The sequence below is a fragment of the Citrobacter sp. Cpo015 genome, from assembly GCF_030333035.1.
GTDB classification, from domain to species: Bacteria; Pseudomonadota; Gammaproteobacteria; order Enterobacterales; family Enterobacteriaceae; genus Citrobacter; species Citrobacter portucalensis.
On record NZ_JAOWGS010000028.1, the window covers coordinates 14,204 to 38,654 of the forward strand.

A 24,451-nucleotide genomic window follows, 5' to 3' on the forward strand; every position below is an offset into this window, starting at 1 on the left:
AACCGACATGTCACAAGATCCTTTCCAGGAACGCGAAGCAGAAAAATACGCGAATCCTATCCCGAGCCGGGAATTTATCCTCGAACATTTAACTAAACGTGAAAAGCCGGCCAACCGCGATGAGCTGGCCGCTGAACTCAATATTGAAGGTGAAGAGCAGCAAGAAGCGCTGCGTCGTCGCCTGCGCGCGATGGAGCGTGACGGACAACTGGTCTTCACCCGTCGTCAGTGCTATGCGCTGCCGGAACGTCTCGACCTGCTGAAAGGTACCGTTATTGGCCACCGTGATGGCTACGGCTTTCTGCGCGTTGAAGGCCGCAAAGATGACCTGTATCTGTCCAGCGAGCAGATGAAAACCTGCATTCATGGCGATCAGGTGCTGGCGCAGCCGTTGGGCGCGGACCGTAAAGGTCGCCGCGAAGCGCGAATTGTGCGCGTACTGGTGCCGAAAACCAGCCAGATTGTCGGTCGCTACTTCACCGACGCTGGTGTTGGGTTTGTCGTCCCAGACGACAGCCGCCTGAGCTTCGATATTCTGATCCCGCCGGAAGAGGTAATGGGCGCTCGTATGGGCTTTGTGGTCGTCGTTGAACTGACCCAGCGTCCGACTCGCCGCACCAAAGCGGTGGGCAAAATTGTTGAAGTGCTGGGCGATAACATGGGAACCAGCATGGCCGTGGATATGGCCCTGCGTACTCATGAAATCCCATATATCTGGCCTCAGGCGGTTGAGAAACAGGTCGCCGGGCTGAAAGAAGAAGTGCCGGAAGAGGCGAAAGTAGGACGTGTCGATCTGCGCTCCCTGCCGCTGGTGACTATCGATGGCGAAGATGCGCGCGACTTCGACGATGCGGTTTATTGCGAGAAGAAACGCGGCGGTGGTTGGCGTTTATGGGTGGCGATTGCTGACGTAAGCTATTACGTTCGCCCGCCGACTCCGCTGGACCAGGAAGCGCGTAGCCGTGGCACATCCGTTTACTTCCCGTCGCAGGTAGTTCCGATGCTGCCGGAAGTGCTGTCTAACGGATTGTGTTCACTCAATCCGCAGGTGGACAGGTTGTGTATGGTCTGTGAAATGACCATTTCGTCGAAAGGCCGTTTAACCGGCTTTAAATTCTACGAAGCGGTCATGAGTTCCCACGCACGTCTGACCTACACCAAGGTCTGGCACATGCTGCAGGGCGACCAGGAGCTGCGTGAGCAGTACGCACCGCTGGTTAAACACATTGAAGAGTTGCATAACCTCTACAAAGTGCTGGATAAAGCCCGTGAAGAGCGTGGCGGTATCTCGTTTGAAAGTGAAGAGGCGAAGTTTATCTTCAATGCTGAACGCCGTATTGAGCGTATCGAGCAGACGCAGCGTAACGACGCACACAAGCTGATTGAAGAGTGCATGATCATGGCGAACATCTCAGCGGCGCGATTCGTTGAGAAAGCCAAAGAGCCAGCGCTGTTCCGTATTCACGATAAGCCGACGACCGAAGCGATTAACTCGTTCCGTTCCGTCCTGGCAGAGCTGGGGCTGGAGCTACCTGGTGGCAACAAACCTGAGCCGCGTGATTACGCTGAACTGCTGGAGTCGATTGCTGACCGTCCTGACGCAGAAATGCTGCAAACCATGCTGCTGCGTTCGATGAAGCAGGCGATTTACGATCCGGAAAACCGTGGTCACTTTGGCCTGGCGCTGCAATCTTATGCACACTTTACTTCACCGATCCGTCGTTACCCGGATCTCTCCTTGCACCGGGCGATTAAGTATCTGCTGGCGCAGGAGCAGGGCCATAAGGGCAACACCACGGAAACCGGTGGCTACCATTATTCGATGGAAGAGATGCTGCAACTGGGTCAGCACTGTTCGATGGCCGAGCGCCGTGCTGATGAAGCTACGCGCGATGTCTCTGACTGGCTGAAGTGCGACTTCATGCTGGACCAGGTGGGTAATGTCTTCAAAGGCGTGATTGCCAGCGTGACCGGATTTGGTTTCTTTGTCCGTCTTGATGAACTGTTTATCGACGGTCTGGTGCATGTCTCCTCTCTGGATAACGACTACTATCGTTTCGACCAGGTTGGGCAGCGCCTGACGGGGGAATCCAGCGGCCAGATGTATCGCCTGGGCGATCGCGTGGAAGTTCGCGTGGAAGCAGTCAACATGGACGAGCGTAAGATCGACTTCAGCTTGATCTCCAGCGAACGTGCGCCGCGTAATGAAGGTAAAACCGCCCGCGAAAAAGCCAAAAAAGGCGATGCGGGTAAAAATACCGGTAAACGTCGTCAGATGGGCAAAAAGGTGAATTTCGAGCCGGACAGCGCTTTCCGCGGCGAGAAGAAAGGCAGAGCCAAACCTCAGGCGGATAAGAATGCGGCTGAGAAGAAAGGCGATAAAAAAGCGAAAAAGCCCTCGGCAAAAACGCTTAAAATTGCTGCCGCCACTAAAGCTAAACGTGCGGCGAAAAAGAAAGTCGCACAATAACAGCCATAGACTGTAAGTCGGGCAACCTTCGCGTTGCCCGGCGTTACGCATAAACTATTAACGAGTACATTCATGAGTGAAATGATTTACGGCATCCATGCGGTGCAGGCCCTGCTGGAACGTGCGCCTGAGCGCTTCCAGGACGTCTTTATTCTCAAAGGTCGTGAAGATAAACGCCTGCTGCCGCTGATCCACGCACTGGAAGCACAGGGTGTTGTCATTCAACTGGCTAACCGTCAGTTTCTGGATGAGAAAAGCGAGGGTGCGGTACATCAGGGGATTATTGCTCGCGTGAAGCCGGGCCGTCAGTATCAGGAAAACGATCTGCCGGATCTGATTGCTACGCTCGATCAGCCGTTCTTTTTGATCCTCGATGGCGTCACCGATCCGCATAACCTGGGCGCATGCCTGCGTAGCGCCGATGCCGCTGGCGTACATGCTGTAATCGTACCGAAGGATCGTTCCGCACAGTTGAATGCGACGGCGAAAAAAGTGGCCTGTGGTGCGGCAGAAAGCGTACCGCTGATCCGCGTGACCAACCTGGCGCGCACCATGCGTATGCTGCAGGAAGAGAATATCTGGATCGTCGGAACCGCAGGTGAAGCCGACCATACTCTCTATCAGAGCAAAATGACCGGTCGTCTGGCGCTGGTGATGGGCGCAGAGGGTGAAGGTATGCGCCGTCTGACTCGCGAACACTGTGACGAACTGATCAGCATCCCGATGGCAGGGAGCGTTTCGTCATTGAACGTTTCAGTTGCGACGGGCATCTGCCTGTTTGAAGCCGTCCGCCAGCGCGGCTAAACTTATTTTTCAGACAAAGTCACCCGGATTCGGGTGGCTTTTTTTTATTTTAAACGAGTATGATAAAGGGTAGGAAATGATATTCATTTCATTTATTTCTAATTGAATTATATATGGATAATATATGGCATGGACTCCGCAGTTGCTTGCTGAAGCAGTACAAACTCTTCCTGAATTAAATATAGATATTGAATATAACGAGCAATCATTAATTATCAAAATGAATGATTATGGTGATTTATCACTCGGTATTTTATTCACATCGCGCCAGATAATTATTGAAACAGTTATTTGTCCTGTCTGCAGTATTAATCAGAAAAGTGAATTCAATATTTTCTTATTACGTAATCAGAAACTCCTTCCTCTGTCTTCCGTGGGGATTTCTCGCGTTCAGCAGGATGAATATTACGTCGCATTTGGAGCACTTTCGCTTAATTCATCACTTGATGATGTAGTGCTGGAGATGACTACGCTTGCGGAAAACGCGCTAGATCTGGCTGAAATCACTGAAGAATACACTCACGAATAACAAGGAACGCTATTTATGGGAATTTTAAAAAGCCTGTTTACCCTCGGTAAGTCCGTGCTTTCTCAGGCGGAAGAGTCAATTGAAGAAGCGCAGGGGGTCCGCATGCTGGAGCAGCATATCCGTGATGCGAAAGGTGAGCTGGATAAAGCCGGAAAATCACGAGTAGACCTGCTGGCGCGCGTGAGGCTGAGTAATGACAAGTTGAACGATCTGCGTGAGCGTAAATCCAGTCTGGAAACACGAGTGTTGGAAGCGCTGAGTAAAAACGCTAACCCGTCACTGATCAACGAAGTTGCTGAAGAAATTGCCCGCTTAGAGGATGTCATTGCTGCAGAAGAGCAAGTACTCGCTAACCTTGAATTGTCGCGGGATGGCGTTGAAAAAGCGGTGAGTGCAACCGCACAACGGATTGCACAGTTTGAACAGCAGCTTGAGGTGGTAAAGGCGACGGAAGCGATGCAGCGCGCCCAGCAGGCAGTGACCACCTCAACCGTAGGCGCGTCTTCGAGTGTGTCTACAGCCGCAGAGTCGCTCAAGCGTTTGCAAACGCGACAGGCAGAGCGTCAGGCCCGTCTGGATGCCGCTGCGCAGCTGGAAAAGGTTGCGGATGGGCGTGACCTGGATGAGAAGCTGGCCGAAGCCGGCATTGGGGCGAGCAATAAAAGTTCGGCTCAGGATGTACTGGCACGACTGCAGCGTCAGCAAGGCGAGTAATGCTGTTTACTTGGGTCATCAAAACGTGCCAACGGCATCTTTCAAGACTGACCTGGCCTGCATTATTCGGCCTGTTCGCTGGGCAGTACCTGTTTTGTTACCTGGTGCTGAGATTACTGGGTGAAGAAACGCTGGTGGGTCGTCTGAGCGATTTTATCTATTACTGCTCAGTCGTCGGCTCAACATTGGGTTTTGGCGACATCAGTCCGCAAACTGCGGCAGGCCGGATTTTTACGGCGATCTGGCAAATTCCTGTCAGCGTTGGTTTATTTGGCGCATTAATGGGAAAGGTTATCGGCCTGGTGCAAGGGATGTTAGCAAAAGGAATGATGGGGATGGGAGATTATCGGCATTTGCGAAACCATATGCTGGTGGTCGGCTGGCGAGGCCACCAGACGGAAAAAATGATATCGCTGCTGCTGTATGACACCCGGCGTGTTTTTGAGCGGGTGCTCCTGTGTGAATCCGATGACATACAGCATCCTTTGTCGGGAAATAACTGGGTCGATTTCATTCGTATACGTAATTTTAATGACCCGCAAGAGCATGCTCGTATGGGGTTATGCAATTGCCAGAGTGCGATCATATTTGCTCGTACAGATGAACTCACGTTCACCATCGCGCTTTCACTGGCGGATTCGATTCCTGAACAATGCCATGTGGTTGCTTATATGGAAGATGAGCGTTACGCAGGATTGCTGGAAGTTCATTGTCCACGTATTGAAATTGTGCGCAATCTCTCCGCTGAGCAGCTTTCTCGATCCATTCAGGATCCGGGGTCTTCGCAGTCGGTCGCATCCATCATGAATCCCATGCTGGGTGATACAGGGTTTGCCGTGCCAATACCTGAGGAGGTCGTTTCAATTCGTTATGGCGATCTCATGCGTTATATGAAGCTTCGCCACGATGCCACAGTTTTGGGTATTAGCAGCTGCAAAAATGGTCGGGGTATGGAATTAAATCCGGTCATTTCGACAGAGGTAAAGGGCGGTATGTGGCTGCATTTGATAGGTAACAGCCGCATTCTGGCGAAAGAGATTGCATGGATGGAGATAGAGGGAAAATGATCACGAGTTTTATCCGGCGTTTATTTGGTAAAGAGGCTGTTGTTGCGCCAGCCCGCGGGCCGTTAGGGTTACATCTGAATGCTGGTTTTACGCTTAACACGCTGGCATTTCGTCTGCTTGAAGAGTCACTATTGATCGAATTGCCTGGTGAGGAGTACACCGTTGCAGCCGCCAGCCACATTGATTTAGGCGGCGGAAGCCAGATTTTTCGCTACTACACCTCCGGAGAAGAGTTTCTGCAAATTAATACCACGGGCGGCTCAGACATTGATGATATCGACGATATCAAATTCTTTGTTTATGCGGAAAGTTACGGGATTTCGAAGAAAAAACACTGGCAGTCTGCCATTAGCCCTTCTGCAATAGGGACTCCGGCGCTTAGCTGGCAGGAAGAGCGCTGGCAACGCTTTTTTAACGAGGAAGAACCGGGGAACATTGAGCCGGTTTATATGCTGGAAAAAGTAGAAAATCATCAGCATGCCATATGGAATGTACATAATTTTACCATGGGCTATCAGCGACAGGTTACAGAGGATACATGGGAATACCTGCTGTTGAACGGTGAAGAGTCGTTTAATGAGCAGGGAGAGCCAGAGTGGGTATTCTCACGGGCGCTGGGTGTAGATATTCCATTAACATCACTTAATGTAATTGGTTAATTTCAGGGAAGGTTACACAATGCACATACTGGATTCATTACTGGCTTTTTGTGCCTATTTTTTTATTGGCGCGGCCATGGTGATCGTTTTTCTGTTTATATACTCAAAAATCACGCCGCACAACGAGTGGCAACTGATTAAAAATAATAATACGGCAGCGTCACTGGCCTTTAGCGGCACGTTGCTGGGCTACGTTATTCCATTATCCAGCGCGGCAATTAACGCCGTCAGCATTCCGGATTATTTCGCCTGGGGCGGCATCGCGCTGGTGATACAACTCGTCATTTACGGCGGTGTGCGTTTATACATGCCGGCACTGAGTGAAAAAATTATTAACCATAATACTGCAGCGGGATTATTTATGGGGACTGCTGCCCTGGCGGGGGGCATTTTTAACGCCGCCTGCATGACATGGTAATGGACGATCATGGCAAGAAAACGTAAATCTGGAAACAAAAACAGGGTGCCAGGGCATTCTGCCATCACGCGAATTGGGCGTCCGGCGAACCCCTATGCAAAAAAACGCAGCCGATACAGTGGAAAATACCTGACGCTGGCCATTATGGGCGGAGCGGCATTTTTTGTCCTCAAAGGATGTGCTGATGACGGCAATACCGATAATGATGGTGACGGTACTTTTTACTCTGCAGTGAGTGAATGCATTGACGATGGCAATAGCGCCACCGTTTGTGCCGATGGCTGGAACAATGCGAAAACAGAGTTCTACTCCAGCCTGCCAAAGCAAATGAACAAGCAGAGCTGTCAGACGCAGTTTGGCGACTGCTATCTCGATAGTACCGATCAAAGCTGGGTGCCGATATTCTCCGGTTTTTTACTCAGCCGCGTCATTCGCAAAAATCGCGACGAACAATATGTTTATAGCAGCGGCGGTTCTTCCTATGCTTCGCGCCCGGTCTGGCGTACGACTTCCGGGGATTACAGTTGGCGTTCCGGTAGTGGAAAACATGATACTGCAACCAGCCATAGTTATACGACGAAGAAAGTCTCGACGGTTTCACGCGGCGGCTACGGGCGTTCGTCCAGCGCGCGTGGGCACTGGGGAGGTTAACGATGCTGCGACATGATGTCCCTGTTCGCCAGGATTTGGACCGGATCGCCTACGATCACGGCTTTGATTTTCATATTATCGATAACGAGATTTACTGGGATGAGAGCCGGGCATACCGCTTTACGCTCCGGCAAGTGGAAGAGCAGATCGAAAAACCCACTGCGGAACTGCACCAGATGTGTCTGGATGTCGTCGAACGAGCAGTTAACGACGAACAGATTATGCAGCAACTGGCGATCCCGCCGCTGTACTGGGACGTTATTGCCGAAAGCTGGCGCAATCGCGATCCCTCCCTGTACGGCCGCATGGATTTTGTCTGGTGCGGAAATAACGCCCCGGTCAAGCTGCTGGAGTACAACGCGGATACGCCAACGTCGCTTTATGAGTCAGCGTATTTCCAGTGGCTATGGCTGGAAGATGCGCGTCGCAGCGGGGTGATCACACGCGACGCCGACCAGTACAACGCCATTCAGGAGCGGCTAATCTCCCGTTTTGCTGAGCTTTATAGCTCAGAGCCCTTCTATTTTTGCTGCTGCGAAGATACTGACGAAGATCGTACCACGGTGTTGTATTTACAGGATTGCGCGCAGCAGGCCGGGCAAGAATCACGGTTTATTTACGTGGAGGATCTGGGTCTTGGCGTTGGCGGCGTTCTCACTGACCTTGACGATAACGTCATTCGTCGCGCCTTTAAGCTCTATCCCCTGGAGTGGATGATGCGAGATGAGAATGGCCCCTTGCTGCGCCATCGCCGCGAACAGTGGGTTGAGCCGTTGTGGAAGAGTGTGCTCAGCAATAAAGGGCTAATGCCTTTGCTGTGGCATTTTTTTCCCAACCATCCCAACCTGCTGCCTGCCTGGTTTGACGGTGAAACGCCACAAATTGCGGCTGGTGAAAGCTATGTACGCAAACCGATATTTTCTCGAGAGGGGGGTAACGTCACCATTTTTAATGGTCAGCAGCAGATAGTGGAGCATGCTGAGGGGGATTATGCGGAAGAACCGATGATCTATCAGGCATTTCAGCCATTACCGCGCTTTGGCGACAGCTACACGTTGATTGGCAGTTGGATCGTGGATGATGAAGCCTGTGGTATGGGGATCCGCGAGGATAATACTTTGATCACTAAAGATACTTCTCGTTTTATTCCTCATTATATTGCGGGCTAACCGTACTTTTGTGATCTCCCTCCGTCGCGAATAATGTGGTTCTGACCATACTTAAAGCGACGGCCATTGACGGAGGGAGACACAATGCACTGGCAAACGCATACCGTTTTTAACCAACCTGTACCGCTCAATAACAGTAACTTATATTTGTCCGATGGCGCGCTGTGCGAAGCGGTTATCCGCGAAGGCGCTGGTTGGGACAGCGATCTTCTCGCCAGTATTGGTCAGCAGCTAGGGACTGCCGAGTCGCTCGAACTGGGCCGTCTGGCCAATGCTTTTCCACCTGAACTGTTGCGCTACGACCCGCAGGGGCAGCGGCTGGATGATGTGCGTTTTCATCCTGCCTGGCATTTACTGATGCAGGGATTGTGCGCCAACCGCGTACATAATCTGGCCTGGGAAGAAGATGCGAGGCAGGGAACATTTGTTGCCCGGGCGGCGCGTTTCATGCTGCATGCGCAGGTTGAAGCTGGTACGTTGTGTCCGGTGACCATGACTTTTGCCGCCACGCCGCTGTTACTTCAAATGTTACCCGCCCCCTTTCACGACTGGCTTACGCCGCTGCTAAGCGACCGTTATGACTCGCATTTACTGCCCGGTGGGCAAAAGCGTGGGCTGCTTATCGGCATGGGTATGACCGAGAAGCAGGGTGGTTCAGATGTGCTGAGCAATACTACACAGGCAGAACGTCTTGCTGACGGCTCGTATCGGCTGGTGGGACATAAGTGGTTTTTCTCCGTGCCGCAAAGCGATGCCCATTTAGTGCTGGCCCAGGCTAAGGGAGGATTATCCTGCTTTTTTGTGCCGCGATTTTTACCTGACGGGCAGCGTAATGCTATCCGTCTTGAGAGATTGAAAGATAAGTTAGGCAACCGCTCCAACGCCAGCTGCGAGGTTGAATTCCACGATGCGATTGGCTGGCTATTGGGTGACGAAGGGGAAGGTATACGTCATATCCTGAAAATGGGGGGGATGACGCGTTTTGACTGTGCGCTCGGTAGTCACGGTATGATGCGGCGTGCTTTTTCCGTCGCGATTTACCATGCGCACCAGCGGCAGGTCTTTGGCAAGTCATTGATTGAACAGCCGATGATGCGTCAAGTGTTAGGTCGGATGGCGCTCCAACTGGAAGGTCAAACGGCGTTACTGTTTCGACTGGCGCGGGCCTGGGACCGCCGTGCTGATGCTAAAGAAGCGCTGTGGGCCAGATTGTTCACACCAGCGGCGAAATTCTCCGTTTGCAAAAGCGGTATGCCATTTGTGGCAGAGGCGATGGAAGTGCTGGGTGGGATTGGCTATTGCGAGGAGAGCGAGCTGCCGCGTTTGTATCGTGAAATGCCGGTAAACAGTATCTGGGAAGGCTCTGGCAACATTATGTGCCTTGATGTGTTGCGAGTACTGACCAAACAACCCGGCATATACGAGATGCTCAGTGAAGCCTTTGCGGAAGTCAAAGGGCAAGACCGACATTACGATCGAATGGTACGTCAGCTCCAGCAGCGTTTACGTAAACCCAGCGAGGCATTGGGGCGGGAGATTACGCAGCAGCTTTTCCTGCTCGGTTGCGGGGCGCAGATGTTGCGCTATGCCTCTCCACCTGTGGCGCAGGCCTGGTGCCAAATGATGCTTGATACGCGGGGGGGACTACGATTGTCTGAGCAGGTGCTGAACGATTTGCTTCTGCGGGCAACGGGGGGATTACGGTAATAATATGCCTGATGGCGACGCTTTCGCGTCTTATCATGTCTACAGTTCACTGTAGCTCAGATAAGTTTACGCCATCCGGCAATGTGTTAAGCATAGAGTATGGCCTGTACGCGCCAGTTGTCGGGCTGCTGATCTTCGTACATTTGAATGATCCGATACCATGAGGCACCTTGTTCATCCGCTTTTAACGCGACAACACGTTCTACATCCTGCGGATTTCCTGCAATGTTACTGACAGATATCTGGCCAATTTCATTCAGGCCCGTAACACAGTCAGCACTGGCGAACTCGGCAGACTGCGCCGTAGTATCTACCAGTCCGGCAGAAAGCAGCAGTGAGGATAAGGCAAGTGATTGTTTCATCGTCAGCTCCATTATTCGTACCCCTACACACGGCAGGGCATTCCATCGCGATAATAAACCTCAAGCTTCCTGCTGTTGGTTTATTGTGCACAGGTAAACGCATAGGGGCGCAAAGCAATGTAAAGCTGACTAAATTTCAACCCAATGTTATTTACGATACAAAATAGCCTGTGAATACCATTGGCCTGTCACGATGGTTTCATCCACTAATAAAACCACGTAGTAATCAGCTTTAGCCGCGGCGGCTTTGGCACGGATCTCTGCCAGCGCATCATCCGGAGAGCCTCTTACCAGTGCGCTAACCGTCCCTAATCGCTGTAACCCATTACTCTGGTCACGGCGGATCTCCTGCGGGTGGTCGGCAACGGGCGGTGCGGGTTGCGGCGTTCCCTGTAGCACGCTACAGGCGCTTAAAAACATAACCAACAACACAGAGGCAAACCGACGCATAACTCTATCTCGTTTCCTGATAGCCATAGTGTAGTGCCTTATTAATTTCCCTTTAGGGGAATGTTCCCGAATTGTTATCTCTCACGCGATTTTCGAATGAAAATGTTGCGAAAGCGTAACCCAGTTCTCAACATTATGAATCATTGCCGAACACATTCGCTTGCGTTAAGTATTGCTGCATGGCATACCAGAAAGAAAGAGGCGACAAATGATCGAAATTGAAACACGACAGTTGGCGGGTATCCCTGTCCTGCACGCCGTTCCGGCTGGCAAACGCGAATGTTCACTCCCTTGTATTATCTTCTATCACGGGTTTACCTCTTCAAGCCTGGTTTACAGCTATTTTGCCGTTGCGCTGGCTCAGGCCGGGTTCCGCGTCGTCATGCCAGATGCGCCCGACCATGGCGCTCGCTTCAAAAGCGATGCCCAGGTGCGAATGCACCGCTTCTGGCATATTTTGCAGCAAAATATGCAGGAGTTTACGACGTTACGTGCGGCGCTGGTGGCGGAAAATTGGCTTTCAGATGAGCGGCTTGCCGTCGGTGGGGCGTCGATGGGGGGAATGACAGCATTGGGCATAATGGCGCGCCATCCTGAGGTTAAATGTGTAGCCAGCCTGATGGGTTCTGGCTATTTTACCCGGCTTGCGCAGACGCTGTTTCCCCCTTTACTGGTTCAGACCCCAGAGCAGCAGGCGGAATTTGATGCCGTTATCGCCCCGCTTGCCGAATGGGATGTTACGCATCAGTTACCACGCCTCGCTGACAGGCCGTTGCTGCTGTGGCATGGACAGGATGATGATGTTGTACCCGCTGTTGAAACCTTCCGCTTACAGCAAGCGCTGATTCAGGCAGGTTTGGACAACAATCTGACCTGCCTGTGGGAAGCGGGCGTACGACATCGCATCACGCCAGAAGCGTTGGCCGCAACAGTGACGTTTTTCCGCCAGCACCTTTAAACGCGCATAATGCTCACGCCCTGGGCTTCAAGCTGTTGCAGAATCTCAGGGTTTGCATTTTTGCCAGTAATCAGCATGTCGATTTGGTCGGCGCGACTGAACAGCATTCCCGCACGTTCACCGACTTTACTGCTATCGACCAACACCACCAGTTTGCCCACCACGTTAAGCATCTTCTGCTCGGCCATCGCGGTCAGCATATCGGTTTTATACAGTCCGTCCGCGGTCAACCCTTTGCCACTGGTGAACATCCAGTGCCCGGCATACAGGCTATTTTCACTGCCTTGCGGGCTAAGCGTAATGGATTGGCTTTTGTTATATTGCCCTCCCATGATGATCACACTGTCATGCTCCTGGTCGATCAGATAGTTCGCCAGCGGCAGATAATTAGTGATGATCTGCACCGGCTTGCCGCACATTTCGCGACCCAGCAGAAAGGCGGTCGATCCGCAGTTGATCACCACGCTTTCACCCGCATTCACAAGCTGGGATGCCGCCTTGGCAATGCGAACTTTTTCATCGTGGTTCTGTGCCTGGTGCAGATTCATTGGCGTCCAGCGCGGTCGCTGCTGGGTAATAGCTTCTGCGCCGTTGCGGACTTTCTTGAGTTTGCCGCTTTCGTCGAGTTTGTTGATGTCCCGGCGTGCAGTAGCGGGTGAAATCCCCAGACGCTCAATCACGTTCTCAACGGTAACAAAGCCCAACTGCGCCAGCATATCCAGCAATATTTGATGTCTTTGTGCTTCAGTCATGAGCTATTCCGATACAAATTGATTTGAAAAGATGATATTTGAAATAGCCTGGAAATACTAAAGTAAATGGGAAAAAATGCCGGGATGGCCCGGCATTTTGTGTGGATCACAAGAACGATTTAAACGGTAAATCCGGTTCAATCGTGAAGCAGTCGTCAAAGCCGCGCGGATAGTGATATTCAAAGTTATCTTTGTCCAGCGGCCAGGTGAACTTGCCACCCACCTGCCAGATAAAAGGCTTAAAGCCATACTTCAGCCGATCCTTTTTCATCTCCCACAGTACGCGGATCTCCTGAGGATCGGCCTGGAAGTTTGACCAGATATCGTGATGGAAAGGGATCACCACTTTTGTATTCAGGGCCTCCGCCATACGCAGCATGTCGGAACTGGTCATTTTGTCCGTAATACCCCGTGGGTTCTCGCCGTAGGATCCGAGCGCGACGTCGATCTGGTGCTCATTGCCATGCTTTGCATAGTAGTTGGAGTAGTGTGAATCACCGCTGTGATAAAGCGTACCGCCCGGCGTTTTGAACAGATAGTTTACGGCGCGGGCATCCATACCATCCGGCAGCACACCTGCCGCTTTTTGATCGGCAGGAAGCGTGATCAATGCCGTACGATCAAACGCATCAAGCGCGTGAATTTCAATATCTTTCACTTTCACCACATCGCCAGGTTTTACCACGATGCAGCGCTCTTTTGGTACACCCCAACCGATCCACAGATCCACACAAGTCTGCGGTCCAATAAACGGCACGTCGTCGGCACAGTTCTGCATGACGGCTGCCGCAACATTTACGTCGATGTGATCGTTATGATCGTGCGTGGCCAGCACCGCATCGATCTGACGAATGGCAAACGGATCAAGAACAAACGGCGTGGTACGCAGGTTTGGCTGCAGTTTCTTCACGCCCGCCATGCGTTGCATCTGGTGACCGGTTTTCATCAGCGGGTTACCGTGACTCTGTTTACCCGTACCGCACCAGAAATCGACGCAGACGTTAGTCCCGCCTTCAGACTTTAGCCAAATTCCGGTACAGCCAAGCCACCACATAGCGAAAGTGCCAGGTGCGACCTGTTCCTGCTCGATCTCTTCATTGAGCCAGCTTCCCCACTCCGGGAATGTGCTCAGAATCCATGATTCACGCGTGATGCTTTTTACTTTACTCATCGCAATTACCTTCATGTTTGTTCAAGTTGAATCAAGTTGTGATTTGTTTTGATTGATACTGACATCATTTTCTCAAGAAGGCAATGCGCTGATTTTTGGTGTTGAATGGGAAAATGTGAACAAATTACAACGTGACAAGATGGTTTATATGAAATGTATTTTTGTATTTTATTGTTTTAAATGAATTTATTTTGGCGTGTATGAATTTGAAGTAAATCCACTCTGCAAGTAAGAGAATTATTTGCGTACTTCATCACATTTAATCAAATTCAATCTTGTTGTGATTACTTTTGAAAATTAGAGTGAGGGCACAACATCCTGGGCATCTGTAATGAATGTTCAGCAACTTCGTCTACTGGAGATCGTTATGGAGATCCTCTACAACATCTTTACCGTCTTTTTTAATCAGGTCATGACCAATGCACCGTTGCTGTTGGGTATTGTGACCTGCCTCGGCTATATCCTGTTGCGTAAAAGTGTCAGCGTCATTATCAAAGGCACGATCAAAACGATTATCGGTTTTATGTTATTGCAGGCAGGGGCGGGCATTCTGACCAGCACGTTTAAACCGGTGGTGGCGAAGATGTCTGAGGTTTACGGTATCAATGGCGCGATCTCCGATACCTATGCCTCCATGATGGCAACCATCGAACGAATGGGTGATGCCTACAGTTGGGTAGGGTACGCCGTACTGTTAGCGCTGGCGCTGAACATTTGTTACGTACTGCTACGGCGTATTACCGGCATTCGAACCATCATGCTGACTGGGCACATCATGTTCCAGCAGGCGGGGCTGATTGCTGTCTCTTTCTACATCTTTGGTTACCCGATGTGGACCACCATCATCTGTACCGCGGTGCTGGTGTCGCTCTACTGGGGGATTACCTCCAATATGATGTACAAACCGACGCAGGAAGTGACCGACGGCTGCGGTTTTTCCATCGGTCACCAGCAGCAGTTCGCCTCCTGGATTGCTTACAAAGTCGCGCCGTATCTGGGTAAGAAAGAGGAGAGCGTAGAAGATCTCAAGCTGCCAGGCTGGCTGAATATCTTCCATGACAACATCGTTTCCACCGCGATTGTGATGACCATCTTTTTCGGGGCGATCCTGCTCTCTTTCGGCATAGATGTGGTTCAGGCGATGGCGGGTAAAACCCACTGGACGGTCTATATCCTGCAAACCGGTTTTTCGTTTGCTGTCGCTATCTTCATCATCACCCAGGGCGTACGTATGTTCGTTGCTGAACTTTCAGAAGCGTTCAACGGTATCTCTCAACGTCTGATCCCCGGCGCGGTGTTGGCTATCGACTGCGCAGCGATTTACAGCTTTGCCCCCAACGCGGTGGTCTGGGGCTTTATGTGGGGCACCATCGGCCAACTGATTGCGGTAGGTATTCTGGTTGCCTGCGGCTCTTCCATCCTGATTATCCCAGGCTTTATCCCGATGTTCTTCTCGAACGCCACTATCGGCGTATTTGCTAACCACTTTGGCGGCTGGCGCGCGGCGCTCAAGATTTGCCTGGTGATGGGGATGATCGAAATCTTCGGCTGCGTCTGGGCGGTTAAGCTCACCGGTATGAGCGCCTGGATGGGCATGGCGGACTGGTCAATTCTGGCACCGCCGATGATGCAAGGCTTTGCCTCCATCGGCATCGTGTTTATGGCCGTCATTATTTTGATTGCACTGGCTTATATGTTTTTCGCAGGACGCACGTTGCGCGCTGAGGAAGACGCAGAAAAACAACTGGCAGAACACTCTGCTTAATAAGGAGTTCCAATTATGACCGTACGTATTCTGGCTGTGTGTGGCAATGGGCAGGGCAGTTCCATGATCATGAAAATGAAAGTGGACCAGTTTTTAACCCAGTCAAATATTGACCATACGGTGAACAGCTGCGCAGTGGGTGAGTACAAAAGTGAACTGAACGGCGCGGATATCATCATCGCCTCTACCCATATTGCCGGTGAGATTACCGTTTCTGGCAATAAATATGTCGTCGGCGTACGCAACATGCTGTCTCCTGCCGATTTTGGGCCAAAACTGCTGGAAGTGATCAAAGCGCATTTCCCGCAGGACGTGAAGTAAGGGGCGGCATATGAAATTACGTGACTCGCTGGCAGACAATAATTCCATCCTTTTGCAAGCCGAGGCCAGTACCTGGCAGGAAGCGGTAAAGCTTGGCGTGGATCTGCTGGTTAAGGCTGATGTGGTTGAACCACGCTACTACCAGGCCATCCTTGATGGCGTTGAGCAGTTTGGCCCGTACTTTGTGATTGCGCCAGGCCTGGCAATGCCGCACGGCCGTCCGGAGGAAGGGGTTAAGAAAACCGGTTTTGCGCTGGTGACGCTGAAAATGCCGCTGGTGTTTAACCACGAAGATAACGACCCGGTCGATATTCTGATAACGATGGCGGCAGTTGATGCCAACACGCATCAGGAAGTGGGCATCATGCAGATCGTGAATCTCTTTGATGACGAAGCCAATTTCGACCGTTTACGCGCCTGTCGCACCGCGCAGGAAGTGTTGGATTTAATTGATAACGCCACTGCGGCGGCTGTTTAAAAGGATACACAAAATGTCATTACCTATGTTGCAGGTTGCGCTGGATAACCAATCAATGTCTTCCGCGTATGAAACGACGCGTCTGATTGCCGAAGAGGTCGATATCATTGAGGTGGGCACTATTCTTTGCGTGGCAGAGGGCGTGCGCGCCGTTCGCGATCTAAAGGCGCTTTACCCGCATAAAATTGTGCTGGCGGACGCCAAAATTGCCGATGCGGGAAAAATCCTCTCCCGCATGTGTTTCGAAGCCAACGCTGACTGGGTCACCGTCATCTGCTGTGCGGATATCAACACCACCAAGGGGGCACTGGAGGTGGCGAAAGAATTTAACGGTGATGTACAGATTGAACTGACGGGTTACTGGACCTGGGAGCAGGCGCAAGAGTGGCGTGACGCGGGCATTGGGCAAGTTGTGTATCACCGCAGCCGTGATGCGCAGGCAGCAGGTGTGGCGTGGGGAGAGGCGGATATCAGCGCGATCAAACGCCTGTCCGAGATGGGCTTTAAAGTCACCGTCACCGGCGGTCTGGCGTTGGAAGATCTGCCGCTGTTCCAGGGAATTCCGATTCACGTATTTATTGCCGGTCGCAGCATTCGCGATGCCGCCTCTCCGGTGGAAGCGGCCCGTCAGTTCAAACGTTCTATCGCCCAGCTGTGGGGATAAGGAGCGACTATGTTGTCGAAACAGGTCCCGCTCGGTATTTATGAAAAGGCACTCCCCGGCGGGGAGTGCTGGCTGGAGCGCTTGCAGTTGGCGAAGGAACTGGGCTTTGACTTTGTCGAAATGTCGGTTGATGAAACCGACGCTCGCCTGGCGCGTCTTGACTGGAACCGCGAGCAGCGACTGGCGCTGGTGGCCGCTATCGCCGAGACAGGGATACGGGTACCGTCCATGTGCCTGAGCGCTCATCGTCGTTTCCCGCTTGGCAGTGAAGATGATGCGGTGCGCGAACAGGGGCTGGAGATCATGCGTAAAGCCATTCAGTTTGCGCAGGATATCGGTATTCGCGTTATTCAACTGGCGGGTTACGACGTTTATTACCAGCAGGCCAATAACGAAACGCGTCGTCGGTTTCGCGATGGGCTGAAAGAAAGCGTAGAGATGGCGAGCCGTGCACAGGTGACGCTGGCGATGGAAATCATGGATTATCCACTGATGAATTCGATCAGTAAGGCGCTGGGATACGCTCACTATCTCAACAATCCGTGGTTCCAGTTGTATCCCGATATCGGCAATTTGTCGGCGTGGGACAACGATGTGCAGATGGAGCTGCAGGCGGGAATGGGCCATATCGTTGCCGTACACGTGAAAGATACCAAACCCGGCGTATTCAAAAATGTGCCGTTTGGTGAAGGGGTTGTCGATTTCGAACGTTGTTTTGCGACGCTCAAACAGAGTGGGTATTGCGGGCCATACTTGATTGAGATGTGGAGTGAAACGTCGGACGATCCGGCTCGTGAAGTGGCGAAGGCGCGCGACTGGGTGAAAGCGCGTATGGCCAGCGCCGGTCTGGTGGAGGCGGTGTAATGCAAAAACTCAAACAGCAGGTTTTTGAGGCTAATATGGATCTGCCGCGCTACGGGCTGGTGACGTTTACCTGGGGTAATGTCAGCGCCATCGACCGCGAACGCGGGATGGTGGTGATTAAGCCCAGCGGCGTCGACTACCAGACAATGACAGTGGACGACATGGTGGTTGTGGATCTGCACGGCAACGTGGTGGAAGGACGCTATCGTCCTTCTTCCGATACCGCCACCCATCTGGCGCTGTATCGTCGCTATTCCTCTCTTGGCGGCGTGGTGCATACCCACTCAACCCACGCGACGGCATGGGCGCAGGCAGGTCTGGCAATTCCTGCGCTAGGCACGACGCATGCGGACTACTTCTTTGGTGATATCCCCTGCACCCGGGCGTTAACTGAAGCGGAAGTTCAGGATGAGTATGAGCTGAACACGGGTAAAGTGATTGTTGAAACGCTGGGGGAGGTGGAACCTTTGCATACGCCAGGCGTAGTGGTGTACCAACATGGCCCGTTTGCCTGGGGCAAAGACGCTCATGACGCGGTACATAACGCGGTGGTGATGGAAGAGGTGGCAAAAATGGCATGGATTGCGCGTGGCATTAATCCGGCACTCAGCGCTATCGACAGTTATCTGATGAATAAGCACTTCATGCGTAAGCACGGCCCAAATGCCTATTACGGGCAGAAGTAGGAAAAAACGTTCCGGAGCCAACTCTTCATGGGGATGAGATCGGTCTGGCTTCGGGATTGTTTTGCAAAAAAAGCCCCCAGTGAAGGGGGCAAGTCAAACTGTGGCAATGTTCTCGTTGGTTATTTCTGGTGTTAACGATAAATATCTGCACTGGCGTGCATATTTCCGTTACTACCGGGTTCCCTGGTGAGGATCACGTGGTAGTAGGTTGCGCCTTGCGCATCGGTCTCTTCATTCAGGGCCTGAGTGGCTTCACTTTCAGTGGCGAAGTTATGATTTATGTAAATGACGCCTAAGCTCTGCACATCATCCATGTTCCTGGCCTGATGGTTATCAATTTTGATGGCTGCCGTTGCATTTGCACTGAGCAAAAGCACAGCCAGAAGGGTCAAAACACGGGCTCGCATATGTACCTCCTCGACTGCGGTCTCTGGTTGCCTCTCTCCTGTGAGTGATTAACTTCTGATGTAATTTTAACCGCTACCAGCGTAGTCGATAGCGACCATTTCTGATGCAGTTGTTCAAAAAATTACCGCATAGCCATCTTTTCTTTAATTAACAGTCTGCTGGTGTATACCGCTGCGGTGAAAAAATACCTGCCTTTCGCGCATAAGCTCTTACTAAATAGTCAATTTAATCGGGTGAGTACGCCGTTTATAGTGAGCCGGATAATTAATGTAACTTTATGATAATAAGGCAAAAACTTATGGATACTTCATTCATGGATTTCAGCTATTTCGTGGTTATGTTTATGGTCGCGCTGGTGGCTGGCTTTATTAACGTGGTGTCGGGTGGTGGTGGATTTCTCTCTATTGGCGCACTCTTAATTTCTGGTTTACCCCCGGCTAATGCGCTGGCAACCAATAAAATTCAGGCTCTGGGTAGCTCGCTGACCTCCGGAATTTACTTTTTACGCCGAGGACATATCAACGTGCAGGAGCACAAGTATGTGTTTTTATCTGCCTTTATCGGTTCTGCGCTGGGAACGACGCTTATCCAGTTCATTGAACCGGAACTGCTGAAGAAACTGCTCCCAATCCTGATTATCGCAGTCGCCATTTACTTTATTTTTGCGCCAAACCTTAGCGAACCGAAAAGAAAGCAGCAGGTATCCCTGTTTCTCTTCTCGTTGATCGGTGGGGGATGTATTGGTTTTTATGATGGCTTTCTCGGTGCTGGGGCAGGTTCCTTTTATACCCTCAGCTATATTCTGCTGTGGGGATACAGTATTGATAAAGCGCAAATCCACTCGAATTTTATTAACCTGGCGTCGAACATCGCCTCGATTTTGTTCTTCATTTTCGGCGGTAAAATGATCTGGTCGCTGGGTTTGGTGATGTTTGCAGGGCAATCCCTTGGCGCACGTCTTGGTGCGACAGTCGTACTGACGCGCGGTAAGAAAGTCATCCGACCCATGATTGTGATTGTCTCCATTTGTATCAGCATCAAAATGCTGCTGGATATGTATTAATGGCGACATGATAAATAATCGTACAAGCACCTTGAGTTTACCTGCTGACCCCAGTATTATGACGCGTCATTTTTCAGCCGACCTTTAACACGTTCCTTGCCTCCATGGGCCTCGGCTGACCCAGACAGGAGGCTGAATAATCCGTAAGGAGCAATTCGATGCGTCATTACGAAATCGTTTTTATGGTCCATCCTGACCAGAGCGAACAGGTTCCGGGTATGATCGAACGCTACACTGCTGCCATCACTGGTGCAGAAGGCACGATCCACCGTCTGGAAGACTGGGGCCGCCGTCAGCTGGCTTACCCGATCAACAAACTGCACAAAGCTCACTACGTTCTGATGAACGTTGAAGCGCCGCAGGAAGTGATCGATGAGCTGGAAACTACCTTCCGCTTCAACGATGCCGTTATCCGCAGCATGGTTATGCGTACTAAACACGCTGTTACCGAAGCATCTCCGATGGTTAAAGCGAAAGACGAGCGTCGTGAACGTCGCGATGATTTCGCTAACGAAACCGCAGATGATGCTGAAGCTGGGGATTCTGAAGAGTAATTTCTGATGACCAACCGTCTGGCGTTGTCCGGCACCGTGTGCAGGGCTCCCCTTCGAAAGGTCAGTCCATCAGGAATTCCTCATTGCCAGTTCGTGCTTGAGCATCGTTCTGTGCAGGAGGAAGCCGGGTTTCACCGGCAGGCGTGGTGCCAAATGCCCGTTATTATTAGCGGACACGAAAACCAAGCCATTACTCACAGTATAACGGTCGGTAGCGCAGTGACCGTTCAGGGGTTCATCTCTTGCCACAAGGCAAAGAACGGCCTGAGCAAAATGGTTCTGCATGCCGAGCAGATTGAATTGATAGATTCTGGAGACTAGCCATATGGCACGTTATTTCCGTCGTCGCAAGTTCTGCCGTTTCACCGCGGAAGGCGTTCAAGAGATCGACTATAAAGATATCGCTACGCTGAAAAACTACATCACCGAAAGCGGTAAGATTGTCCCAAGCCGTATCACCGGTACCCGTGCAAAATACCAGCGTCAGCTGGCTCGCGCTATCAAACGCGCTCGCTACCTGTCCCTGCTGCCGTACACTGATCGTCATCAGTAATCGGTCACGGTCCATTAATACGACTTTGAGAGGATAAGGTAATGCAAGTTATTCTGCTTGATAAAGTAGCAAACCTGGGTAGCCTGGGTGATCAGGTTAACGTTAAAGCGGGCTATGCTCGTAACTTCCTGGTACCACAGGGTAAAGCTGTTCCTGCTACCAAGAAAAACGTTGAATTTTTCGAAGCGCGTCGCGCTGAGCTGGAAGCTAAACTGGCTGACGTTCTGTCCGCTGCTGAAGCTCGTGCTGAGAAAATCAACGCACTGGAAACCGTAACCATCGCGTCTAAAGCTGGCGACGAAGGTAAACTGTTCGGTTCCATCGGTACTCGCGACATCGCTGACGCTGTAACTGCAGCTGGCGTTGAAGTAGCTAAGAGCGAAGTTCGTCTGCCGAACGGCGTTCTGCGTACCACTGGCGAGCACGAAGTGAGCTTCCAGGTTCACAGCGAAGTGTTTGCTAAGCTGACTGTAAACGTAGTTGCAGAATAAGTTTTTATTCTGATGACCGCGTAAAAGCGCCGGCCCTGTGCCGGCGTTTTGCTTTTCTGTTCCCCCGCTTTTCTCTCTGGCTATTCTTTATCCTTTTCGGGATAATCACAAAAATAAAACATTATTTCAAAGTGGTGATGGAATGGAACCAACGCACCAACCTCTGTTTGCGCGTAAAAATATTGTCTACCTGAGCGCGGCGTTCTGCTGCCTGCTGTGGGGGAGCGCCTATCCGGCGATCAAAAGCGGATATGAGATCTTCCAGATTGCCACGGATGACATTCCCTCAAAGATTGTCTTTGCCGGATATCGCTTTCTGTTTGCGGGATTATTGCTGCTACTGCTGGCGGTAGCGCAGCGTAAACCGATTGGCCGGTTAAGCCCGCGTCAGTACGGCCAACTCACGCTGTTGGGGCTAACGCAAACCTCGCTGCAATACATCTTCTTCTACATTGGCCTGGCGTTCACGACGGGAGTGAAAGGGTCCATCATGAATGCGACCGGGACCTTCTTCAGCGTGCTGCTGGCCCATTTTATCTACCATAACGACAAACTGAGCTACAACAAAGCGCTGGGCTGTATTCTGGGCTTTACCGGCGTAATGGTGGTGAACTTTAGCAGTGGAATGGATTTTAGCTTCAGCCTGTTAGGCGACGGCTCAGTAGTGATGGCAGCCTTTATTCTCTCTGCTGCCACGCTATATGGAAAACGTATTTCTCAGACGGTGGACCCGACGGTAATGACAGGGTACCAGTTGGGCGGTGGCGGCCTGGCGTTGGTTATCGGCGGCTACGCTTTTGGCGGCACGCTAACCGTACACGGTGCGTCTTCGGTGGCGATTCTCGGCTACCTGACGTTACTCTCTTCGGTCGCTTTCGCCTTGTGGAGTATTCTGCTCAAGCATAATCGCGTGGGGATGATTGCGCCGTTTAACTTCCTGATCCCGGTTTCGGGTGCAGTGCTGTCGGCAATATTCCTCGGTGAAAACATTCTCGAATGGAAATATGCGGTAGCGCTGGTGCTGGTGTGTTCGGGGATCTGGTGGGTGAACAAGGTGAAACGCTGACGTTTCACCTTGATGCCTGATGGCGCTATCTCTTATCAGGCCTGGAATCGCGGGGTCACAGTGCTTAACGGGCGCGGATAAAACTGCCGTTAGGCTGGCGGGTAAACAGTACCTGCTGACCATTCCCGGTATCAATGGTTAATCCCGTCACCACGCCATTGGCATTCTGCCTGATCTGTATCATCTGACCGTCTTTCAGATTGCTCAGTGGTTTTCCGGCGCCTTCAACCTGTGCCATCGCATACACATCGGTTGGCGGGAGGTTATGGTCACGGAATACCTGCGCCAGCGTTTTACCTGAGTCTACGCGGTAGGAGCGCCACTGCTGGTCAATTCCGCTATCCTGTTGGAAAGGTTGTGTCTGCGGCTGAGATTGCTGGACCTGAGGTTGTGCATCAGGTTCTCCTTCCTGGATTGGCTCTGGCGCAACCGGAGCGACCTGGCCGGGATCATTTTGCGGCGGGACAAGCTGTGCCTGCAGCTGAGCCTCGGTCGGTGGCTGCGACTGTGACTGTAAATCCAGTTGGGCAGTACGCGTCACCACAGGGGTATCGCTGGTGTCACTGGAAGGGAGCAGGAAACCTATCACCAACACAATAGCAGCAATAATAATGCCGCGGCGGTGCATAGGCGGTAGCGGGTCCATAATGCGAAAATTGTCCGGTGCATGCCAGATTTTCGCCAGGGTTGGTTTTAATTCAAAGCGCCCGGGCATGGCTTTCCTCCTGCTCCGCGTCTCGTTCCTCGATCATAGAGTATAGATGGCTAACGCTATGATGTTCGTCATATTACCCGCTTTCGTGACGTCAACGCGGGATATTCCTATTGTTTATGTTTCCTCGCGATTTGTCATCTGTTCCCGAGACAAAGTTTTACCGGATGCGGCATGGCTGATATGCTGCCCGCTACTTTACATCCGATGAAAGGAAATATGATGGCTAACCCGACTTTTGACACTATCGAAGCGCAAGCAAGCTACGGCATTGGTTTGCAGGTAGGACAACAGCTGAGCGAATCCGGACTGGAAGGACTGTTGCCTGAAGCGCTGGTAGCGGGTATCGCTGACGCGCTGGAAGGTAAGCACCCGGCAGTGCCGGTTGATGTTGTGCATCGCGCACTGCGTGAAATCCACGAACGTGCTGATGCAGTTCGTCGCGAGCGTTTCCAGGCTATGGCGGCTGATGGCGTCAAATATCTGGAAGAAAACCGTGAGAAAGACGGTGTGAACAGCACTGAATCTGGTTTGCAGTTCCGTGTTCTGACCCAGGGTGAAGGTGCTATTCCGGCACGTACTGACCGCGTTCGCGTGCACTACACCGGTAAGCTGATCGACGGTACCGTGTTTGACAGCTCTGTCGCACGTGGCGAACCGGCTGAATTCCCGGTTAACGGCGTAATCCCAGGCTGGATTGAAGCGCTGACCCTGATGCCGGTAGGTTCCAAATGGGAACTGACTATTCCTCAGGAACTGGCTTACGGCGAGCGTGGCGCTGGCGCGTCCATTCCTCCGTTCAGCACGCTGGTGTTCGAAGTTGAGCTGCTTGAGATCCTGTAAGCAGTGACTTCTGTTCCCCCCGAGGCCGGGGGGAGCAAAAAAATAGCGTGAAAAGCTATAGTTACGTCGTTGTCGATATTTTATCTTGCAAATGCCCCATCA

General features: G+C 51.7%; 30 protein-coding genes. 24 read left to right on the forward strand and 6 right to left on the reverse strand.

Going from position 1 to position 24,451, the window contains the following annotated elements:
• Positions 1-7 precede the first annotated feature (7 nt).
• From rnr to OGY67_RS09345, 10 genes are all read left to right on the forward strand, one after another.
• The gene (gene rnr / locus OGY67_RS09300; protein ID WP_048215088.1) at positions 8-2,470 is read left to right on the forward strand and encodes a ribonuclease R; all 2,463 of its coding nucleotides are present in this window, start codon (positions 8-10) and stop codon (positions 2,468-2,470) included.
• Positions 2,471-2,542: 72 nt separating this feature from the next.
• Positions 2,543-3,274, forward strand: coding sequence for a 23S rRNA (guanosine(2251)-2'-O)-methyltransferase RlmB (rlmB, locus tag OGY67_RS09305; protein ID WP_003830482.1), 732 nt, complete (start codon positions 2,543-2,545; stop codon positions 3,272-3,274).
• Between the two features lie 124 nt (positions 3,275-3,398).
• Positions 3,399-3,803, forward strand: a complete 405-nt coding sequence (locus OGY67_RS09310) for a YjfI family protein (protein WP_286573885.1) — start codon at positions 3,399-3,401, stop codon at positions 3,801-3,803.
• A gap of 15 nt (positions 3,804-3,818) precedes the next feature.
• Positions 3,819-4,517, forward strand: a complete 699-nt coding sequence (locus tag OGY67_RS09315) for a PspA/IM30 family protein (RefSeq protein ID WP_103014488.1) — start codon at positions 3,819-3,821, stop codon at positions 4,515-4,517.
• Complete coding sequence (locus tag OGY67_RS09320) at positions 4,517-5,584, forward strand: potassium channel family protein (RefSeq protein ID WP_103014487.1); 1,068 nt, start codon at positions 4,517-4,519, stop codon at positions 5,582-5,584. Before OGY67_RS09315 ends, OGY67_RS09320 begins: the two co-directional genes overlap by 1 nt.
• On the forward strand, positions 5,560-6,243 hold the full coding sequence (locus OGY67_RS09325; protein ID WP_156174778.1) for a YjfK family protein: 684 nt from the start codon (positions 5,560-5,562) through the stop codon (positions 6,241-6,243). Before OGY67_RS09320 ends, OGY67_RS09325 begins: the two co-directional genes overlap by 25 nt.
• Positions 6,244-6,262: 19 nt before the next feature.
• On the forward strand, positions 6,263-6,661 hold the full coding sequence (locus tag OGY67_RS09330; protein WP_003830474.1) for a DUF350 domain-containing protein: 399 nt from the start codon (positions 6,263-6,265) through the stop codon (positions 6,659-6,661).
• Positions 6,662-6,670: 9 nt separating this feature from the next.
• On the forward strand, positions 6,671-7,312 hold the full coding sequence (locus tag OGY67_RS09335) for a DUF1190 domain-containing protein (RefSeq protein ID WP_048215084.1): 642 nt from the start codon (positions 6,671-6,673) through the stop codon (positions 7,310-7,312).
• A 2-nt stretch (positions 7,313-7,314) separates the two neighbouring features.
• A complete protein-coding gene (locus OGY67_RS09340; protein WP_048215083.1) occupies positions 7,315-8,481 on the forward strand; it encodes a glutathionylspermidine synthase family protein in 1,167 nt (388 codons plus the stop codon).
• A gap of 84 nt (positions 8,482-8,565) precedes the next feature.
• Positions 8,566-10,188 carry an isovaleryl-CoA dehydrogenase gene (locus OGY67_RS09345; RefSeq protein WP_286573886.1) on the forward strand — a complete coding sequence of 541 codons (1,623 nt, stop codon included), beginning with the start codon at positions 8,566-8,568 and terminating at the stop codon, positions 10,186-10,188.
• 86 nt (positions 10,189-10,274) lie between these two features.
• Here the strand turns inward: OGY67_RS09345 and yjfN are convergent, their stop codons facing one another.
• Positions 10,275-10,550: a DUF1471 family protease activator YjfN gene (gene yjfN, locus OGY67_RS09350; RefSeq protein ID WP_286573887.1), complete on the reverse strand. Its 276-nt coding sequence runs from the start codon at positions 10,548-10,550 to the stop codon at positions 10,275-10,277.
• Positions 10,551-10,697: 147 nt separating this feature from the next.
• On the reverse strand, positions 10,698-11,027 hold the full coding sequence (gene bsmA, locus OGY67_RS09355; protein ID WP_008786010.1) for a biofilm peroxide resistance protein BsmA: 330 nt from the start codon (positions 11,025-11,027) through the stop codon (positions 10,698-10,700).
• Between the two features lie 181 nt (positions 11,028-11,208).
• Between bsmA and yjfP the strand changes: the two genes are divergently transcribed.
• Positions 11,209-11,958: an esterase gene (gene yjfP, locus OGY67_RS09360; protein ID WP_048227203.1), complete on the forward strand. Its 750-nt coding sequence runs from the start codon at positions 11,209-11,211 to the stop codon at positions 11,956-11,958.
• Here yjfP and ulaR read toward each other — a convergent pair.
• A complete protein-coding gene (gene ulaR / locus OGY67_RS09365; RefSeq protein ID WP_003025646.1) occupies positions 11,955-12,710 on the reverse strand; it encodes an HTH-type transcriptional regulator UlaR in 756 nt (251 codons plus the stop codon). The genes yjfP and ulaR overlap by 4 nt on opposite strands.
• Before the next feature lie 106 nt (positions 12,711-12,816).
• Positions 12,817-13,881, reverse strand: a complete 1,065-nt coding sequence (gene ulaG, locus OGY67_RS09370; protein ID WP_003025649.1) for an L-ascorbate 6-phosphate lactonase — start codon at positions 13,879-13,881, stop codon at positions 12,817-12,819.
• Positions 13,882-14,248: 367 nt separating this feature from the next.
• On the opposite strand from ulaG, the gene ulaA reads away from it, so the two are divergent.
• Genes ulaA through OGY67_RS09400 form a run of 6 tightly spaced genes read left to right on the forward strand, consistent with a single transcriptional unit; the run spans position 14,249 to position 18,659 of the window.
• Positions 14,249-15,646: a PTS ascorbate transporter subunit IIC gene (ulaA, locus tag OGY67_RS09375; protein WP_286573939.1), complete on the forward strand. Its 1,398-nt coding sequence runs from the start codon at positions 14,249-14,251 to the stop codon at positions 15,644-15,646.
• 15 nt (positions 15,647-15,661) lie between these two features.
• Positions 15,662-15,967, forward strand: a complete 306-nt coding sequence (gene ulaB / locus OGY67_RS09380) for a PTS ascorbate transporter subunit IIB (RefSeq protein ID WP_006686329.1) — start codon at positions 15,662-15,664, stop codon at positions 15,965-15,967.
• 10 nt (positions 15,968-15,977) lie between these two features.
• Entirely contained in the window at positions 15,978-16,445 is a 468-nt protein-coding gene (ulaC, locus tag OGY67_RS09385; RefSeq protein WP_168978605.1) for a PTS ascorbate transporter subunit IIA, read from the forward strand.
• Positions 16,446-16,458: 13 nt separating this feature from the next.
• Positions 16,459-17,109 carry a 3-keto-L-gulonate-6-phosphate decarboxylase UlaD gene (ulaD, locus tag OGY67_RS09390; protein WP_003025660.1) on the forward strand — a complete coding sequence of 217 codons (651 nt, stop codon included), beginning with the start codon at positions 16,459-16,461 and terminating at the stop codon, positions 17,107-17,109.
• Between the two features lie 9 nt (positions 17,110-17,118).
• The gene (locus tag OGY67_RS09395) at positions 17,119-17,973 is read left to right on the forward strand and encodes an L-ribulose-5-phosphate 3-epimerase (RefSeq protein WP_008786014.1); all 855 of its coding nucleotides are present in this window, start codon (positions 17,119-17,121) and stop codon (positions 17,971-17,973) included.
• Entirely contained in the window at positions 17,973-18,659 is a 687-nt protein-coding gene (locus tag OGY67_RS09400; RefSeq protein ID WP_153753861.1) for an L-ribulose-5-phosphate 4-epimerase, read from the forward strand. Before OGY67_RS09395 ends, OGY67_RS09400 begins: the two co-directional genes overlap by 1 nt.
• Before the next feature lie 131 nt (positions 18,660-18,790).
• Here the strand turns inward: OGY67_RS09400 and yjfY are convergent, their stop codons facing one another.
• Positions 18,791-19,066 (reverse strand): DUF1471 family protein YjfY, encoded by a 276-nt coding sequence (yjfY, locus tag OGY67_RS09405; protein WP_003025668.1) that lies wholly within the window; start codon positions 19,064-19,066, stop codon positions 18,791-18,793.
• 299 nt (positions 19,067-19,365) lie between these two features.
• Between yjfY and OGY67_RS09410 the strand changes: the two genes are divergently transcribed.
• The 6 genes from OGY67_RS09410 (at position 19,366) to OGY67_RS09440 (ending at position 22,794) form a co-directional block, all read left to right on the forward strand.
• Complete coding sequence (locus OGY67_RS09410) at positions 19,366-20,130, forward strand: TSUP family transporter (protein WP_003830447.1); 765 nt, start codon at positions 19,366-19,368, stop codon at positions 20,128-20,130.
• A 158-nt stretch (positions 20,131-20,288) separates the two neighbouring features.
• On the forward strand, positions 20,289-20,684 hold the full coding sequence (gene rpsF, locus OGY67_RS09420) for a 30S ribosomal protein S6 (protein WP_003025672.1): 396 nt from the start codon (positions 20,289-20,291) through the stop codon (positions 20,682-20,684).
• A 6-nt stretch (positions 20,685-20,690) separates the two neighbouring features.
• Positions 20,691-21,005, forward strand: a complete 315-nt coding sequence (gene priB / locus OGY67_RS09425) for a primosomal replication protein N (RefSeq protein WP_003025674.1) — start codon at positions 20,691-20,693, stop codon at positions 21,003-21,005.
• Positions 21,006-21,009: 4 nt separating this feature from the next.
• Entirely contained in the window at positions 21,010-21,237 is a 228-nt protein-coding gene (gene rpsR, locus OGY67_RS09430; protein ID WP_000135199.1) for a 30S ribosomal protein S18, read from the forward strand.
• 41 nt (positions 21,238-21,278) lie between these two features.
• Positions 21,279-21,728 carry a 50S ribosomal protein L9 gene (rplI, locus tag OGY67_RS09435; RefSeq protein ID WP_003025676.1) on the forward strand — a complete coding sequence of 150 codons (450 nt, stop codon included), beginning with the start codon at positions 21,279-21,281 and terminating at the stop codon, positions 21,726-21,728.
• 142 nt (positions 21,729-21,870) lie between these two features.
• On the forward strand, positions 21,871-22,794 hold the full coding sequence (locus tag OGY67_RS09440; protein ID WP_048215078.1) for a DMT family transporter: 924 nt from the start codon (positions 21,871-21,873) through the stop codon (positions 22,792-22,794).
• A gap of 64 nt (positions 22,795-22,858) precedes the next feature.
• On the opposite strand, the gene OGY67_RS09445 is transcribed toward OGY67_RS09440, so the two are convergent.
• Positions 22,859-23,509: a LysM-like peptidoglycan-binding domain-containing protein gene (locus OGY67_RS09445; RefSeq protein ID WP_032942177.1), complete on the reverse strand. Its 651-nt coding sequence runs from the start codon at positions 23,507-23,509 to the stop codon at positions 22,859-22,861.
• Positions 23,510-23,728: 219 nt separating this feature from the next.
• On the opposite strand from OGY67_RS09445, the gene bamJ reads away from it, so the two are divergent.
• The gene (gene bamJ / locus OGY67_RS09450) at positions 23,729-24,349 is read left to right on the forward strand and encodes a BamJ family beta-barrel-assembly machinery protein (protein ID WP_032934269.1); all 621 of its coding nucleotides are present in this window, start codon (positions 23,729-23,731) and stop codon (positions 24,347-24,349) included.
• Positions 24,350-24,451 lie beyond the last annotated feature (102 nt).

Bases quoted from the DNA above. Each gene is read 5' to 3' on its own strand.
- rlmB (WP_003830482.1), top strand. From the start codon at position 2,543: ATGAGTGAAATGATTTACGGCATCCATGCGGTGCAGGCCCTGCTGGAA.
- yjfY (WP_003025668.1), bottom strand. From the start codon at position 19,066: ATGCGAGCCCGTGTTTTGACCCTTCTGGCTGTGCTTTTGCTCAGTGCA.
- ulaD (WP_003025660.1), top strand. From the start codon at position 16,459: ATGTCATTACCTATGTTGCAGGTTGCGCTGGATAACCAATCAATGTCT.
- OGY67_RS09410 (WP_003830447.1), top strand. From the start codon at position 19,366: ATGGATACTTCATTCATGGATTTCAGCTATTTCGTGGTTATGTTTATG.
- OGY67_RS09335 (WP_048215084.1), top strand. From the start codon at position 6,671: ATGGCAAGAAAACGTAAATCTGGAAACAAAAACAGGGTGCCAGGGCAT.
- OGY67_RS09400 (WP_153753861.1), top strand. From the start codon at position 17,973: ATGCAAAAACTCAAACAGCAGGTTTTTGAGGCTAATATGGATCTGCCG.
- rpsR (WP_000135199.1), top strand. From the start codon at position 21,010: ATGGCACGTTATTTCCGTCGTCGCAAGTTCTGCCGTTTCACCGCGGAA.
- OGY67_RS09325 (WP_156174778.1), top strand. From the start codon at position 5,560: ATGGATGGAGATAGAGGGAAAATGATCACGAGTTTTATCCGGCGTTTA.
- ulaR (WP_003025646.1), bottom strand. From the start codon at position 12,710: ATGACTGAAGCACAAAGACATCAAATATTGCTGGATATGCTGGCGCAG.
- rplI (WP_003025676.1), top strand. From the start codon at position 21,279: ATGCAAGTTATTCTGCTTGATAAAGTAGCAAACCTGGGTAGCCTGGGT.
- OGY67_RS09340 (WP_048215083.1), top strand. From the start codon at position 7,315: ATGCTGCGACATGATGTCCCTGTTCGCCAGGATTTGGACCGGATCGCC.
- OGY67_RS09310 (WP_286573885.1), top strand. From the start codon at position 3,399: ATGGCATGGACTCCGCAGTTGCTTGCTGAAGCAGTACAAACTCTTCCT.
- bsmA (WP_008786010.1), bottom strand. From the start codon at position 11,027: ATGGCTATCAGGAAACGAGATAGAGTTATGCGTCGGTTTGCCTCTGTG.
- OGY67_RS09315 (WP_103014488.1), top strand. From the start codon at position 3,819: ATGGGAATTTTAAAAAGCCTGTTTACCCTCGGTAAGTCCGTGCTTTCT.
- ulaB (WP_006686329.1), top strand. From the start codon at position 15,662: ATGACCGTACGTATTCTGGCTGTGTGTGGCAATGGGCAGGGCAGTTCC.
- OGY67_RS09320 (WP_103014487.1), top strand. From the start codon at position 4,517: ATGCTGTTTACTTGGGTCATCAAAACGTGCCAACGGCATCTTTCAAGA.
- priB (WP_003025674.1), top strand. From the start codon at position 20,691: ATGACCAACCGTCTGGCGTTGTCCGGCACCGTGTGCAGGGCTCCCCTT.
- rpsF (WP_003025672.1), top strand. From the start codon at position 20,289: ATGCGTCATTACGAAATCGTTTTTATGGTCCATCCTGACCAGAGCGAA.
- ulaC (WP_168978605.1), top strand. From the start codon at position 15,978: ATGAAATTACGTGACTCGCTGGCAGACAATAATTCCATCCTTTTGCAA.
- ulaA (WP_286573939.1), top strand. From the start codon at position 14,249: ATGGAGATCCTCTACAACATCTTTACCGTCTTTTTTAATCAGGTCATG.
- OGY67_RS09445 (WP_032942177.1), bottom strand. From the start codon at position 23,509: ATGCCCGGGCGCTTTGAATTAAAACCAACCCTGGCGAAAATCTGGCAT.
- bamJ (WP_032934269.1), top strand. From the start codon at position 23,729: ATGGCTAACCCGACTTTTGACACTATCGAAGCGCAAGCAAGCTACGGC.
- yjfN (WP_286573887.1), bottom strand. From the start codon at position 10,550: ATGAAACAATCACTTGCCTTATCCTCACTGCTGCTTTCTGCCGGACTG.
- OGY67_RS09395 (WP_008786014.1), top strand. From the start codon at position 17,119: ATGTTGTCGAAACAGGTCCCGCTCGGTATTTATGAAAAGGCACTCCCC.
- yjfP (WP_048227203.1), top strand. From the start codon at position 11,209: ATGATCGAAATTGAAACACGACAGTTGGCGGGTATCCCTGTCCTGCAC.
- OGY67_RS09330 (WP_003830474.1), top strand. From the start codon at position 6,263: ATGCACATACTGGATTCATTACTGGCTTTTTGTGCCTATTTTTTTATT.
- OGY67_RS09345 (WP_286573886.1), top strand. From the start codon at position 8,566: ATGCACTGGCAAACGCATACCGTTTTTAACCAACCTGTACCGCTCAAT.
- rnr (WP_048215088.1), top strand. From the start codon at position 8: ATGTCACAAGATCCTTTCCAGGAACGCGAAGCAGAAAAATACGCGAAT.
- OGY67_RS09440 (WP_048215078.1), top strand. From the start codon at position 21,871: ATGGAACCAACGCACCAACCTCTGTTTGCGCGTAAAAATATTGTCTAC.
- ulaG (WP_003025649.1), bottom strand. From the start codon at position 13,881: ATGAGTAAAGTAAAAAGCATCACGCGTGAATCATGGATTCTGAGCACA.